The 13,345-nt window shown below is 68.3% G+C and carries 13 protein-coding genes; 5 read left to right on the top strand and 8 right to left on the bottom strand.

The annotated features are described in order from the left end of the window. Nucleotides 1-95 precede the first annotated feature (95 nt). Nucleotides 96-746 carry a class I SAM-dependent methyltransferase gene (locus OG878_RS40985; RefSeq protein ID WP_328891790.1) on the bottom strand — a complete coding sequence of 217 codons (651 nt, stop codon included), beginning with the start codon at nt 744-746 and terminating at the stop codon, nt 96-98. A gap of 195 nt (nt 747-941) precedes the next feature. On the opposite strand from OG878_RS40985, the gene OG878_RS40980 reads away from it, so the two are divergent. Further along, nucleotides 942-2,150 carry a macrolide family glycosyltransferase gene (locus OG878_RS40980; RefSeq protein ID WP_328891789.1) on the top strand — a complete coding sequence of 403 codons (1,209 nt, stop codon included), beginning with the start codon at nt 942-944 and terminating at the stop codon, nt 2,148-2,150. 72 nt (nt 2,151-2,222) lie between these two features. Here OG878_RS40980 and OG878_RS40975 read toward each other — a convergent pair whose 3' ends face one another. Continuing rightward, nucleotides 2,223-2,990, bottom strand: coding sequence for a helix-turn-helix transcriptional regulator (locus OG878_RS40975; RefSeq protein ID WP_328891788.1), 768 nt, complete (start codon nt 2,988-2,990; stop codon nt 2,223-2,225). A 429-nt stretch (nt 2,991-3,419) separates the two neighbouring features. Here OG878_RS40975 and OG878_RS40970 point away from each other — a divergent pair, with 429 nt between their 5' ends. Further along, nucleotides 3,420-4,562, top strand: coding sequence for a 3-deoxy-7-phosphoheptulonate synthase (locus tag OG878_RS40970; RefSeq protein ID WP_328891787.1), 1,143 nt, complete (start codon nt 3,420-3,422; stop codon nt 4,560-4,562). A 335-nt stretch (nt 4,563-4,897) separates the two neighbouring features. Here OG878_RS40970 and OG878_RS40965 read toward each other — a convergent pair whose 3' ends face one another. Both OG878_RS40965 and OG878_RS40960 read right to left on the bottom strand, forming a co-directional pair. Continuing rightward, nucleotides 4,898-5,161, bottom strand: a complete 264-nt coding sequence (locus OG878_RS40965; protein WP_328891786.1) for a hypothetical protein — start codon at nt 5,159-5,161, stop codon at nt 4,898-4,900. Nucleotides 5,162-5,164: 3 nt separating this feature from the next. Further along, nucleotides 5,165-5,584 (bottom strand): DUF6069 family protein, encoded by a 420-nt coding sequence (locus OG878_RS40960; protein ID WP_328891785.1) that lies wholly within the window; start codon nt 5,582-5,584, stop codon nt 5,165-5,167. A gap of 402 nt (nt 5,585-5,986) precedes the next feature. On the opposite strand from OG878_RS40960, the gene OG878_RS40955 reads away from it, so the two are divergent. After that, nucleotides 5,987-7,597, top strand: a complete 1,611-nt coding sequence (locus tag OG878_RS40955; RefSeq protein ID WP_328891784.1) for a beta-N-acetylhexosaminidase — start codon at nt 5,987-5,989, stop codon at nt 7,595-7,597. Between the two features lie 437 nt (nt 7,598-8,034). Here the strand turns inward: OG878_RS40955 and OG878_RS42575 are convergent, their stop codons facing one another. From OG878_RS42575 to OG878_RS40935, 4 genes are all read right to left on the bottom strand, one after another. Then, nucleotides 8,035-8,172, bottom strand: coding sequence for a hypothetical protein (locus tag OG878_RS42575; protein ID WP_443049309.1), 138 nt, complete (start codon nt 8,170-8,172; stop codon nt 8,035-8,037). A gap of 189 nt (nt 8,173-8,361) precedes the next feature. Next, on the bottom strand, nt 8,362-9,096 hold the full coding sequence (locus OG878_RS40945) for an FkbM family methyltransferase (RefSeq protein WP_328891783.1): 735 nt from the start codon (nt 9,094-9,096) through the stop codon (nt 8,362-8,364). Between the two features lie 289 nt (nt 9,097-9,385). Continuing rightward, a complete protein-coding gene (locus tag OG878_RS40940; protein WP_328891782.1) occupies nt 9,386-10,633 on the bottom strand; it encodes a macrolide family glycosyltransferase in 1,248 nt (415 codons plus the stop codon). 10 nt (nt 10,634-10,643) lie between these two features. Continuing rightward, complete coding sequence (locus OG878_RS40935) at nt 10,644-11,393, bottom strand: thioesterase II family protein (protein ID WP_328891781.1); 750 nt, start codon at nt 11,391-11,393, stop codon at nt 10,644-10,646. A gap of 287 nt (nt 11,394-11,680) precedes the next feature. Here OG878_RS40935 and OG878_RS40930 point away from each other — a divergent pair, with 287 nt between their 5' ends. Both OG878_RS40930 and OG878_RS40925 read left to right on the top strand, forming a co-directional pair. Beyond that, the gene (locus OG878_RS40930) at nt 11,681-13,099 is read left to right on the top strand and encodes an NDP-hexose 2,3-dehydratase family protein (RefSeq protein WP_328891780.1); all 1,419 of its coding nucleotides are present in this window, start codon (nt 11,681-11,683) and stop codon (nt 13,097-13,099) included. Continuing rightward, nucleotides 13,096-13,338 (top strand): DUF5988 family protein, encoded by a 243-nt coding sequence (locus tag OG878_RS40925; RefSeq protein ID WP_328891779.1) that lies wholly within the window; start codon nt 13,096-13,098, stop codon nt 13,336-13,338. The genes OG878_RS40930 and OG878_RS40925 overlap by 4 nt, the downstream gene beginning before the upstream one ends. The last annotated feature ends 7 nt before the right edge of the window (nt 13,339-13,345 follow it).

Here is a 13,345-nt window from a genome sequence, read left to right as displayed (position 1 = left end):
CCTTGCGGTCCGGTCGTGCGACAAAGAGGCGCGGAGAACTGCGCGGTCAGCCACGGTGTGCCCGCGGCTGACGCGCTCGACTGCCGGCGGAGCGGCTATCGGGTCAGGTCCCAGAGCCCGAGGTACTTGTTGGGCGAGTTCTCGGGGATGAGGTCCAGCGGCTGCCCGAGGTCGAACGGCGGCAGGGACAGGTCGAGCTTCGCATGCCGCAGACTCGGCTGGGCGATCCGCGCGGAGTTGGAGAACGCACCCTGCTCCAGCGTGGGATCGCTGGCGTAACTCGTGGTGAGCAGGTACCGGCAGGAGCCGCGGAACCGCTCCAGTGCGGGCAGGACCATGTCGTTCGGCAGATGGATGAACACATCGCGGCAGACCAGCAGATCGGCAGGACGCAGCACGGCGGTCGTGATGTCGACGACCTCCAGCCGGTAGCCACGCCGCCTCAGCTCGGGCCAGGTGGCCCGCTCGTGGACGTCGTAGCCGATGTAGTCGACGCCGTCGAGGTCCATCGTGCTCATCCAGGCCAGATCGCCGCAGCCGGCATCGTTGAGCGTCTTCACGCCGTACGTTTCGATGATGGTCCGGAGTCCCTTGCGGACCAGCTGGGTATGCGGCTCGCTGGAGCCCCAGCCGCAGACCGTGTCAGAAGCCTGGTCGGGCCAACCCCGTGAGAAGACGTCCAGGCTGGGGTTGCGCTGGTGCTGGTGGAGCTCCCGTGCATCGGCGTAATCTGGTGGGTGGATCACGGCATCTCGCTCTCTCCTCGGGAACGGGTCATCGGACCCACGGGAGCACGGAGCCCGCGCGCGGAACCACACCGAGGGCCGGACACCAGGTGTTCTCCCGAACTCCGCGGCGAACTGCAGCAACGGACTGGTGAAAGGCCCAGTGTTGGGCCGGCGCGGGGAGCCACCGGCGCCGCCGCTGGCAAGCTGCTGCTCATGTCGTCGTACCACGTGGCGTTTCTGCCGTTTCCTGCGTTCGGACACATCAACACGACGCTCCCCGTCGTATCGGAGCTCGTGCGCCGTGGCCACCGAGTGACCTTCGCGACCAATGCGCGCTTCGCACCCCTGGCCGCCGAGGCCGGCGCGAAGGTGCTGGAGTACGAGTCCTGGCTCGCCTCGCGCAAGCTGCCCGAGCGGGTGGACGCGGACTACATGGTGCGCGAGCCGGTCCGCTCGATCGACGAGGCCATTGCCACCGTTCCGGTCTACGAGGCCGGATTCGGCGACGACATACCGGATGTGCTGCTGTACGACGTCAGCACCTTCGCCGCCGGCCGGGTACTGGCCCGCAAATGGCAGCGGCCCGCGATCGAGCTGTTCGCGACCTTCGCCTCCAACGAGCACTACTCACTGACCCAGCAGATCGGTGCGCTGTACGCGGACGAGATCGACCGGGAGCACCCCGCGCTCGTCGACTTCTTCGTGAAACAGGGGAAGCTGCTGCGCGACCACGGCCTTGCGGGCGTCACGCTGGAGGAGTTCAACGCGGCGGCCGACGACGCGAACCTGGTGTTCCTGCCGCGGCGGTTCCAGCCCGCCGAGGAGACCTTCGACGAGAGGTTCGCCTTCATCGGCGCGTGTCTGGGCGACCGGGCCGAGGGCGCCCCATGGAAGCCCCCGGGCGACGGCCGCCCGCTGCTGCTGGTGTCGATGGGCAGCTTCAGCTTCGACCACCAGAAGGAGTCGCTGCGCACCTGGGCGAACGCCTTCGCGGACAGCGAGTGGCAGGTGATCGTCTCGGCGGGCCCGCTGGCCGACAGCGACGATCTGCCCGCGGTGCCGGACAACGTCCAGCTGCACCGCTGGGTGCCTCAACTGGCCGTGCTGGAGCACGCGGACGCGTTCGTGTCGCACGCCGGGATGAACAGCGTGATGGAGGCGATGTACTTCGGGACGCCCGTGGTCGCGGTGCCGCACATGCCCGAGCAGCGGCTCGTCGCGGACCGGCTTCAGGAGCTCGGCCTCGGCGTGCACCTGCCGCAGGCCGAGGCGACCGGCGAGCGGGTGCGCGCCGAGGTGGACCGCATCGTGAGGGACGGGCACACGCGCGCGCAGGTCGGTGCGCTGAGCCGAGCGATGCGGGCCGTCGACGGCCCGGTGCTCGCCGCGGACTACGTCGAGAAGGTGGCCGCGCGCAGGTGACATCCGGCGCGGACCACCCCCGGGTACGAAGGGCCGGCCCGGGCGCGGGCGGCCACCTGGCCGGGCGCCGGATCAGTCGCCGCTGTCCGGCCGCGGGCCCCGCGTGCGGTCGGCTCCCTGGCGGTCGGGGCGGATGTACTCGGGGAGGACCCTGGGCGGCCAGCAGCCGATGCTGAACATGCCCATCGAGTAGGCCTTCGCCGCGAGCGCGGTGCGGTTGGGCACCTTGAACTGCCGCAGCAGGATGCTCACGTGGTATTCGACGCCCTGGCGGCTGAGGAACAGTTTGGCCGCGAGGCGCACGGTCGGGTCCCCCGCTGCCACACCCTCCAGGACCTTCGCGGTGAGGGCTGTCAGCTTCCGCTGCGACCCGACGAGTTCCTGGCGGTCGTCGGCCGTCTCCTCCGGCGTGAACTGCGCCATGATCATCTTGACTCTGCCGCTGTCGTCCTTCACCGGGAAGGCGGCGAGCTTGCCGGAGACCGCGGTGTCGTGGAACCACATGGCGATGGGCCGGCTGATGACCGGGGCGTGGTGTTCCTGGACGAGCCGGCCGAACTGGCGCAGCACGTACTGCCGCACGCTCGGGTGAAGGAACTCGGCGAAACTGCGTTCACAGAGATCGTCGGGATAGCGGCCGCACTGGGTGCTGAAGGCGCTGTTGACGGACCGTATCCGCAGTGTCGGATCAAGGATCGCGAGGCCGATTCCCGAGCGTTCGAACAGCGAAAGGACCACAGCGCTGTATTCATCGCTCCGGATCTCCGCAGTGAACAGGGATGATTCGGCGTCGCGCAATTCATCGACGGGACGAGAGGGTCTTCGCGCAGTGACAGACATTTCCTCGACCGTCTGCGGAAAATCGCTCCTCGTGCTGGTTTCTGCATGGAACATGTCCGCCACACCTTCCCCGATTTGTGTGTATCGGCGAGCGCTCAGCAGCCTAGGAGCTCGGGGCAGGATCTCAGTGCAGTCCTGGTCGTGTTTGACTCGTGCGATGTCCGGTTCGTCCCGGAGGGCGTGGTGACCTTGGCGTGGACCATGAACGAATGCTTCCCGCGCAACCCTTGAGCGCGTCGGCGGCCTGCCTCCGTGGACCCGCATGGCGGCCCGGTATGCAGTGTCAGGGAAATCTGCGACTTCTTATAGGGACTGCCGACGCCGAACCTGGCGGTGCGGCGACTGAATTAGGCTCGGATCGCCGAGGAAGCAGAACGGCAACCGACAGGCGAGGTATATCCCAAGTCCTGTAATGCAGGGTGGTGGATTATGACCGACTTCAAGACCTGGCGTACCCCGATGGCATGGGAAGAGGCCTTTCGGCCCGGCTGCGAGCAGTCGAATGAGGTCGTCGCACGGCTGCGCTCTTCCCCGCCTCTTGTGTTCGCAAGGGAATGCGACCTGCTCACAGAGCGACTGGCGCAGGTCGCCGGCGGAGAGGGCCTGGTCCTCCAGAGTTCGGAGCACACGCAAAGCCTCGGCAGCCTGAGCGCGGATGCGATCATGGGCCGGCTCCGTACCCTCCTGCAGATGGCGGCGGTCCTGTCGTACGCCGCCTCCGTCCCGGTGGTCAAGATCGTCCGACTTGCGCTGCCGGATCAGGAACCGACCGGCATCTTGCGCGGATACGAATCCTCGGCGGCCGCACTGAACCTCGTGCGGGCACTCGTCAGCGGCGGTTACGCCGATCTCGGTCAAATCCACGAGTGGAACCGGGACTTCGTTTCCCGCTCGCCTGCGCGGGACCGGTATACGGCACTGGCTGACGAGATGGGCCGGGCGCTCTCTTTCATGCGGGCGTGCCGTCCGACGTCTGCGCGGCCGGCTGCCGCGGAGTACTTCGTTTGTCACGAGGCGCTGCCGCTCGTGTACGAGTCTGCACTCACCCATGTCGATTCACAGACCGGGAACCGGTACAACACCGCCGGGCATTTCGTGCGGATCGGCGCACGCTCCCGGGAGCACGGTGGGGTGTACAGCGAATACATCGACCACTTCACGGCGATCCGCAATCCCATCGGTGTCGAGATCGGCCCCGGGACGCAGCCCGACTACCTGCTGGGTCTGCTCGACCAGCTCGATCCGGCCCGGGAGCCCGGGCGGCTGACCTTCCTGGTGCGGATGGGGGCTGCGCCACTGCGCGACGAACTTCCCGAGCTCATCGAGAAGGTCATGGCCGAGGACCGTCAGGTGGGTTGGATCTGCACCCCTGTCTCGGAGGGCCCTGGGCTCCGCCGTTTCGGTGGCATCCCCGACGAGGTGACCGCCTTCTTCGAGGTACACCAGGCTCTGGGCACCCACCCAGGCGGCTTCACCGCCGACCTGACGGCGGATGTCTCGGCCTCGTTGGACCTGGCCTTCCTCGCCGCGGAGTCGTACCGGGCCGATCGGATGATTCCTCTTCGAACGTGATGGCCGATGCCCGGGTGGCGATCCTCGGTGCAGATGCGACATGGCACCGCGTGGCTGTGTTGCCGCGGGGCTGACCAGCGATGTCGGAGATGGACAAAGGACGCCGATGCCGCCCGTGGGAACCCCGGTGCAGGGTGTGCGCGGTGAGCTGGACCGGTGTGGGCGGGCCGGCGTCGGCACAGAAGGCGCTCGCCATCGCGTCCCGTTCCGCGGTGACGACCAGGACTTGTGTGGTGTGCGGGGGTCTCATTCCGGAAGTGTGCGGGCCGGGGGACCTGTGCCCCCGGGCGAGGACCGGGGAAGGGTCCCCGTCCGCGCGTGCCGTTCGCTGCCGATCAGTGCATGTGCGGGCTGAGGATGCCTGCCATGGTCATCGTGCGGTACGCGTCGCCGCGGCGATGGCACAGGATCGCGTCCTCGCCGGCGGTGACTCGGGTCCGCAGCCGTCCGGTGGCCGCGATCGGCAGGGCACGGCCACCCATGGTGACCGTGCCGGTGCGCATGCCGCGGCCGAACTTCAGTGCGCCGGAGGGGGACCCGAGGCCGTCGACGACGTAGGTGTCACCCTGCTTGTGCACGCTCAGCGCGGTCTTCGCCATGCGTCAGTCCTTCCGCGCGGTGCGGGCGAATCCGGGAATGAGTACCAGGGCCACGACGAGGTGCATGCACAGCAGTGCGACCTTGGCCGAGCCGCCCTGGCCGCTGCCGGCCGGGCCGAGGAGGGACACCACGAACACGGCCGACGCGATCACGGTCCACAGGGTGCGGGCGGACGACGACTTGCGGTCGAGCACCGCCACCACGCCCCAGGCGGCGAAGCCCACCAGAAGCGTCACGACGATGACCATCGGCAGCCCGATCTCCTGGATGTCTCCACCCGCGGCCTTCGCCTTGAGATCGATGTCGAGAGCGGAGTGCGTTATGAGCCAGACGATGACGGCCGCCGCGGTGGCGGCCAGGGGGTAGACGATCCGTCCGCGGGCTTGCTGCCGGGTGGGGGAGGCGGTCGCTGTATTCGACATGCGTCTTCATCCTTACGCCGATGCGCGTCTCTCGGTCCGGAGGCGGACCTTTGCGATGGCTCACGGTAGGGGGAACCGGTCGCGATGGGCCGGGCTGGATCGGATCTCTAGGGTTTCTCTCAGCGGTGGTTCCGCCGGCATGGAGCTGCGCTGCCCGGGGCTGTTGTGTTCGCGGGGCCGGCAGACCTTTCTCATGCCGGACTTGATGCTGCGGACGGCGGCGGTGCGCGACGGGAAGACTAGGGCTCCCGCTGAACCGTGAAGACTAGGGGTTCCGCTAGCCCCTGTTGACCAAAGCTTGAGCCCTGTTGGGAATCGGGACGTCTAAGCCAACTTCGACAGGAAACGCGGTTACAGATGAGAGTGAGTGCAAGTGCATCGAGCCCCTGGCGCAGCCGAGGCATGAGACTGACCGTCACCGGGGTCGCGATGGCGATGACGGTGACGCTGTCCACCGCGGCGGTCTCTGCAGGCAGCCCGACGGTGTCCGACGTGAGGGGGGTCGTGCCTCTCGCCGCGGTGGTGCCACAGCCGGTCGGCGTCCGGACCGCCAGGGGCGTCGCCTTCGATCTGGAGTCGACCGACGCGATCTACGCGACCGGGAGTTCGGCCGACGCGAAGGACGCCGCGAATTTCCTCGCCGGCCTGCTGCGGATCCCCACCGGCTATCCGCTGGAGGTGCGCGAGCTGCCCGCCGGAGCGAAACCGGCCGGCATCGTGCTGTCGCTCGGTGGGAACAACGCGGTGACCAAGAAGGAGGGGTACCGGCTCGACATCGACGACGACGCCGTCACCATCGAGGCCGACGACCGTGCGGGCCTCTTCAACGGCGTGGCGACGCTGCGCCAGTTGCTGCCGGTGAAGGTGGAGCGGAAGCAGCAGATGCCCGGCCCGTGGCGCGTCCAGGGCGGCACCATCGACGACGCGCCGCGCTACGCCTACCGGGGCGCGATGCTCGATGTGGGCCGGCATTTCCTGCCGAAGGTCGACGTCGAGAAGTACATCGACACCATCGCCCGCTACAAGGTCAACTACCTGCGCCTGCACCTGACCGACGACCAGGGCTGGCGTATCGAGATCAAGTCCTGGCCGGAGCTGACCGAGGTCGGTGGTCAGAGCGGGGCAGGCGACCAGGGCGGGGGCTTCTACACCCAGGAGGACTACAAGGGCATCGTGCAGTACGCGCAGGCGCGCGGCGTCACGGTGATCCCCGAGATCGACGGCCCCGATCACACACACGCGGCCCTGGCCTCGTACGCCAAGCTGACCTGTGACGGCGAGGCCATCGAGCCCTACGTCGGCTACCCCAAGAGCGACGAGGGCGTGCTGTGCCTGGACAATCCGACCACCTACGAGTTCCTGGACGACGTCATAGGTGAGGTCGCGGCCCTCAGCCCCGGCCCGTACTTCGCCGTCGGCGGCGACGAGACCAGCGGGCGGACCAAGGAACAGCTGGACACATACTTCTCCAAGGTCGCCAAGCTGCTCGAGAAGCACGGCAAGAAGCCGCTGGGCTGGATGGAGGCGGCCGGTTCGCTGCCTGCGGAGTCGTCGATGACCGAGTTCTGGGTCCCCGGGATCAACGAGGACCAGATCATCGCCTCCGCCAAGGCGGGCGGCAAGGTCATCATGGCGCCGGCGATGACCGCCTACCTCGACCAGAAGTACACGGACTCCTACCCCGAGTACCCGCTGGGCCAGACGTGGGCCGGTCCCACCTCGGTGCAGCGCTCCTACGAATGGGATCCGGAGAACCAGCTCGAGGGACTGCCGGCGTCGGCCGTCGGCGGGGTCGATGCGCCGTTGTTCACCGAGACCGTGTTCGGCATCCACCAGCTGGAGAGCCTCGCCTTCCCGCGTCTGCTGTCGATCGCGGAGATCGGCTGGGCGAAGGCGTCCTCGCACGACTGGAAGAGCTTCGAGCCGCGTCTCGCGGCGCAGGGACCGCGGCTGCGTGAGGCGCGGGTGGACTACTACCCGTCGCCCGAGATCGACTGGCCGATGGGGAGTTGAGACCCGGCCCCTCGGAGAACGGCGTCGCCCGGCCGCAGCAGTGCGGCCGGGCGACGCCGTTCTCCGAGGGGTGACGTGCGTCAGGCGCGTCGCAGCCGGATGCCGTGCTCGCAGACGGCGGCAACCGCCTGCGGTCCACCACCAGGGCGAGTTCCGTGCCCTGCTTGCGCATCTCCTCGCGGCAGCGCGTTGGCAGGTCCGGTTGTCGGGGTGGAGGTGTTGGTGGGAGGTGCCGTGTGGCTTCTTGACCGGGTGGTGGACGCCGATTCCGGCACCCTGGTAGCCGGCGCCGGCGTGGGCAGCCCTTGCGCGGCCGCCGCGTACGGAGCAGGCAGGCAGTGCGCGTGAGCGGCGACGATATCCGGCTGCAGGTAGCGGTGGCCGGTGGCCTGCGAGATTCCGGCATCCCGGGCCAGACAGTGCACGCGACCCGGCTCTCAAAACCAGCGCGGCACCAGCACCGCCTGGCGGAAGGTGCCCAGCGCCCGAGAGCCCTTCGGGGCGCCGAGTCGACGCCGGTGAGCGGCCGGCAGCCGGGCGAGGTACTCCACCACATGGCGAGGGACATCGAACACGGCAACACAGGTGACCAACACGAAGCCCCCGGTTCAACGGACGATCTTGTGGTGAGACCAGTCCTACCAGGGGCTTCACGTCTGTCCGCATTCGGGCCGTCCACCGACCGCGCCCCGAGCCACACCACGTGCAGCACGCTCCCGAGCGGCCCCGGCATCATTTCACTGAGAAAACCTCAGCCCTTTGTCTCAGGCGCGTACGGCCCGGACCATGTAGTACTGGTCCGCCGCCTCGGTGAGCGGCGCTCGCTCCGGGGTGACGTCGAAGCCGTTGCCGCGCAGGATCTCGCAGACCCGGTCCAACTGGCCGTCGAGGTCGCAGACTTCGGCGATCACCCGGCGGATGCGCGGCCACTGGGACGCGTCGATGCCGAGCAGCACATCGGCCTCGGCGCCCTCCACGTCCACCTTGAGGAGATCGATGTCCCGGTCCTGGGGAAGGAAGGCCGCGAGCCGCTCGACGTCGACGGTCACCTGCTCGGCGGTGTAGAACTCCTCGGCCAGGTCCTGGTGCTGCTCGGCCATCTGGGCCTTCGGCCCTTCCTTGATCTCCGGATAGCGGGTCGAGTTCGCGGGGAGCAGCGGGAAGAAGGAGAACTCGACGCCCGACTCCGGGGTGCTGCCGAGGGCGGTCTCGTGCAGCGTCACCTTGCTGAGACCGTGCAGTTCGACGTTCTTGCGGAAGAGCTCGATGTTGTTCGGCATCGGCTCGAACGAGTTCACTTCTGCGTCCGGGTATTTGCTCTTGATGTACAGCGCGAACATTCCGATGTTGCCGCCGGCGTCGAACACCGTAGGCGCGTCACCGAGTTCCAGGCCGTCGTAGCAGCCCTGGCGGAAGATCTCGTCGTACATGTACTCCGCTTCGATCGTGCTCTGTGTGTAGACCTTCAGATCGCCACCCAGTTCAACAAGCTCCGTCACGGCTGCTCCACTGTTCGGTCTGGATTATTGATGGCTGGGAGATTCTAGGCGACCGGATCAGGCCCCGCGGGGTGCTGACATTCCACCTCTAGTGGAACAACTACTCTGCACAGAAGGCGCGTTGGGCAAAATCCGGTGCATGCCTTCGGCTATTCAAGTACTCCGGAGGCAGTTCACCATTCCCGCTGGGCTCGAAAGACCGCCCCTGAAATCAGCAGGAATGGTGAAACTCGCCAAGGTCACCACGTGAGACGGTTGACCGGTCCCTCGGTTTCGATTGCGTACGTCATCAGGCATCCGCCTCTTGGAATTCGGCTGCTACGACGGTGGGCCGGGCCGCCGGGACCGGCTCGCCGAGCCAGCCGTCGAGGAGCCGGGCGGCTCGGGCCGGGCCACCCGCCGCCAGCAGCTCCGTGCGCATCCGGGCGACTTGCCGGCGGATGCGGTCGGAGTGCGCGACGGTCTCGACCGCTTCACGCAGCCGCTCGGGAGTCACTTCGTGGCCGGACAATGCGACGCCCAGGCCGAGTTCCGTGGTGCGCCGGCCGTTGACTCGGTCCTCGGGCGTGTAGGTGATGACCACCAGCGGTTTGCCGAACGAGATCGCCTCGAGCATCGTGCTGATGCCGGCATGGCACACCACGGCCGACGTGTGCGGCAGCACGGTGTTGAACGCCAGCCATTCGTGCATCTCGACGCCTGTCGCGCCCTGGGCGGCGGCCCGGCAGGCCGGCAGGTTTCCCGGCCCGACCGCCATGACCAGGTGCCAGTCGCTCCCGTCGAACGCCTCGACACAGTCCGTGAAGAAGTCGGGCCGATCGTTCACCTCGGTGCCCAGCGTGATCAGGGCCACCGGGCCGCCCCCCGAAGGGTGCTGCCAGGATCCGGTGCCGGACCGGTCGGCCGGGAGGCTGTGCCCGGTGAAGGTGTAGCGGTCGTCGAACGTCTCGCCCAGCGGTTGGAACGACTTCGGCAGCAGCACCACGTTGCGGGAGTCGAAGTTGGCCAGGAACGTCGCCGCGGTCTCCGGATCGGTGTCCTCGGCGGCGAGATGTTCCATGATCAGGTCCAGGCACTTCTGCAGGCTCTCGCTCGTCCCGTCGAAGACCTCGAGCGAGAGTGCGTAGTGCTCGTTGGCGGCGACGTAGGGGAACAGCTGCACGGTGGGGCGGCCCCACCGCCTGGCCGCCGTACGCGCGGTGAAGAAGCTTTCGAGGTCGTACAGGACCAGGTCGGGGACGTCGTCCTCGAACGCCTCCAGGGTCCGCGGCAGGATCACGTCCATCGACTCGCGCAGGAACGTCAGGCCCAGGGCACCGATGTCCTCACCGGTCACGGTCCCCTTGCCGAGCCGGCTGCGCTGTGACGTGTAGCGGACCACCTCGGCGCCGATGGCGGTCACGGGGGCGGCGAACTTCTCGTCCAGGACGTAGGTGACCCGGTGGCCCAGCGCGATGAGGCAGCGGCTGATCTCGAGCGTCGGGTTCACATGCCCGTAGCCCGGGAACATGAAGACCGCGACGTGTCTTGTTGTCATGACTCCTCCGTCATCGCAGGGCCGGCTCTGCGAGCTGTTCGTCGATCAGCCGCAGGACCTCCGCGGTGTGGTCGAGCAGATAGAAGTGGCCGCCGGAGTACGTCCTCAGGTCGAACCCGCCGTCCGTGTGCCCGCGCCAGGCCGCGACCTCCTCGAGCGTCGCCTTGGGGTCGCTGTCGCCGGTCAGCGCGGTGACCGGGCAGCGCAGCCGGGGGCCGGGTGTGTGCCGGTACGTCTCCGCGGCGCGGTAGTCGCCCCGGATGACCGGCAGCACCATCCGCATCAGCTCCTCGTCGCCGAAGACCTGCTGGCTCGTGCCGCTGAGCGCGCGCACGTCCGAGATCAGCCCCTCGTCGTCGCGCAGGTGCACCCGCTCGTCCCGGTTCGCCGACGGGGCCCGCCGGGCAGAGGCGAACAGGCGCAGCGGGTATGTCCCCCGGGCTTCGAGGCGCCGGGTGACCTCGAACGCCAGGGTCGAGCCCATGCTGTGCCCGAAGAACGCGAAGGGGCGGTCGACCGTGGCGGCGACGGCCTCGCACACCTCGTCCGCCAGGGTGCCCAGATCGTCGATCAGCGGCTCGTGGCGCCTGTCCTGACGGCCCGGGTACTGCACGGCCAGGACCTCGACCCGGGGGCGCAGCGCCTGCGCCACCGGCCGGTAGAAGGAGGCCGAGCCGCCCGCGTGCGGCAGGCAGACCAACTGGACCTTCGCCTCCGCACTCGGGAAATATCGCCGAATCCACAAATCGGTGTCGATCATGCTGGCCCCTTCGGCCTCCGTCAGGTCGCGAACGCGGCCGACATCCGGGAGTGCCGGGGCACCGCTGACGTCCACCGCTGGAACCCAAGGAGAATCGCTTCTCGTCCGCCCGGCGGGTCGTTCCGGCGGGATCTGAGTGAACACCTAGAAACCCCCGGACCCGCCGGGATGAGCCCGTTCGGCCGTGTTCATCTGGGCGCGGCATGAGACGTGCCGGCCGTCCCCACCAGGAAGCGCTCGCCAACACGCGAACACGCCGCACCGACTCACGATCTGGGAGTGATTCCATGCTCTTGAGCACTGGACCCGAAGTGCTGCGCGCGGACGATCCGGACGTGCGCGCGCGGCTCGCGGAGTCGGCGCGCATCACCGACGGCGTGGCCATCACGTCCGCGCAGTTCGAGAAGTGGTTCGCCGAGCGCAGCGCCGCCCAGCTGCACGAGGTCACACCGATCCCGTTCGCGAAGCTGCGCAACTGGTCCTTCGCCGGGGGCTCCGGGAACCTCGTGCACGACAGCGGGCGGTTCTTCTCCGTGGCGGGCCTGACGGCCGAGGTCGACGACGGTCCCGTACGCCGGTGGAGTCAACCCATCATCGTGCAGCCGGAGATCGGCCTGCTCGGCATCGCGGTCCGTGAGATCGACGGCGTGCTGCACCTGCTGATGCAGGCGAAGGCGGAGCCGGGCAACCCCAACGGCGTGCAGTTGTCGCCCACGGTGCAGGCCACCAAGAGCAACTACACCGGGGTGCACCGCGGCCGGCAGGTGCCCTACGTCGAGCACTTCGCGCGGGCCGATCCGTGCCGGGTGATCGCGGACGTGCTGCAGTCCGAGCACGGCGCCTGGTTCTACCGCAAGCGCAACCGCAACATGATCGTCGAGGTGGGGCCCGAGGTCGAGGCCGGTGAGGACTTCTGCTGGCTCACCCTCGGCCAGGTGCACGAGCAGCTGGGTATCGACCACCGGGTGAACATGGACGCTCGCACCGTGCTGTCGTGCCTGCCCGGATTCGGTGCCGAGGACCGGGGGCTGCACTCGAACACCGAGATCCTCCACTGGATCACCAGCAACCAGGCCGTCCACGACGTCGAGACCACCCTGGTGGGGCTGGGGAACCTGCCGGGCTGGCGGCAGTCGGAGTGGACGATCTCGCACGAGCGGGGCGTCTTCTTCAGTGTCAACGCCGTCGACATCGTCGCCAACAGCCGTGAAGTGGGCGGCTGGACCCAGCCGTTGATCGAACCGCATGGCGTCGGCCTGGTCGGACTACTGGTCAAGCGGATCGACGGAGTGCCGCACGCGCTGCTGCGGGCCCGCATCGAGCCCGGCTACATCGACGCCATCGAACTCGCCCCCACCGTGCAGGGCACCCCGGAGAACCACGCCCATCTGTCGGGGCCGCTGCATCAGCAGCTCCTCGACTTCGGGCAGGGTCCGGACGAACGCGTGCTGTTCGACGCGGAACTGTCCGAGGAGGGCGGCCGCTTCTACCACTCCCGCAGCCGCTACAAGATCGTCGAGGTCGGCGACGACCACCCGGTCGAGGAGCCGCCCGGCCACTACTGGATCACCCTGCCCCAGATCACCTGGCTGCTGCAGCACCGTCATTACCTCAATGTGCAGGCCCGCAGCATCATCGCCTGCCTGCGCGCCCACGAGGTCAGCGCGGCGAACTTCCACAAGGCGATCAGGAGGGACACCCCATGACTGGACAGACCGGGGAGACCGGCGAGCACATGGTGGACGCGCAACTGGTCGGCGGTCCGGCGCACTTCTCGGACTCCCTGCGCGCGGTGCGCATTCCCGCGGCCGCGGTGCGACAGAGGATCAAGGTCGAGTACTCCGGCGGCTACCGGCACTTCGAGCCGTTCGACGCCCCGCGCGAGGGTGTCGGCGGGCAGCCGACGACCCTCCGCCGGACCGGGTTCACCAGGATCGCGGAATAGCGCGGCA

This window comes from Streptomyces sp. NBC_00316 (assembly GCF_036158715.1).
GTDB lineage: Bacteria > Actinomycetota > Actinomycetes > Streptomycetales > Streptomycetaceae > Streptomyces.
Note: the sequence above shows the minus strand (reverse complement) of the source record. Positions and strands in the feature narration are given on the sequence as shown.

Excerpts from the sequence above, each read along its gene's own strand:
- OG878_RS40980 (WP_328891789.1), top strand. The coding sequence starts at position 942 with ATGTCGTCGTACCACGTGGCGTTTCTGCCGTTTCCTGCGTTCGGACAC.
- OG878_RS40975 (WP_328891788.1), bottom strand. The coding sequence starts at position 2,990 with ATGTCTGTCACTGCGCGAAGACCCTCTCGTCCCGTCGATGAATTGCGC.
- OG878_RS40970 (WP_328891787.1), top strand. The coding sequence starts at position 3,420 with ATGACCGACTTCAAGACCTGGCGTACCCCGATGGCATGGGAAGAGGCC.
- OG878_RS40965 (WP_328891786.1), bottom strand. The coding sequence starts at position 5,161 with ATGGCGAAGACCGCGCTGAGCGTGCACAAGCAGGGTGACACCTACGTC.
- OG878_RS40960 (WP_328891785.1), bottom strand. The coding sequence starts at position 5,584 with ATGTCGAATACAGCGACCGCCTCCCCCACCCGGCAGCAAGCCCGCGGA.
- OG878_RS40955 (WP_328891784.1), top strand. The coding sequence starts at position 5,987 with ATGAGACTGACCGTCACCGGGGTCGCGATGGCGATGACGGTGACGCTG.
- OG878_RS40940 (WP_328891782.1), bottom strand. The coding sequence starts at position 10,633 with ATGACAACAAGACACGTCGCGGTCTTCATGTTCCCGGGCTACGGGCAT.
- OG878_RS40935 (WP_328891781.1), bottom strand. The coding sequence starts at position 11,393 with ATGATCGACACCGATTTGTGGATTCGGCGATATTTCCCGAGTGCGGAG.
- OG878_RS40930 (WP_328891780.1), top strand. The coding sequence starts at position 11,681 with ATGCTCTTGAGCACTGGACCCGAAGTGCTGCGCGCGGACGATCCGGAC.
- OG878_RS40925 (WP_328891779.1), top strand. The coding sequence starts at position 13,096 with ATGACTGGACAGACCGGGGAGACCGGCGAGCACATGGTGGACGCGCAA.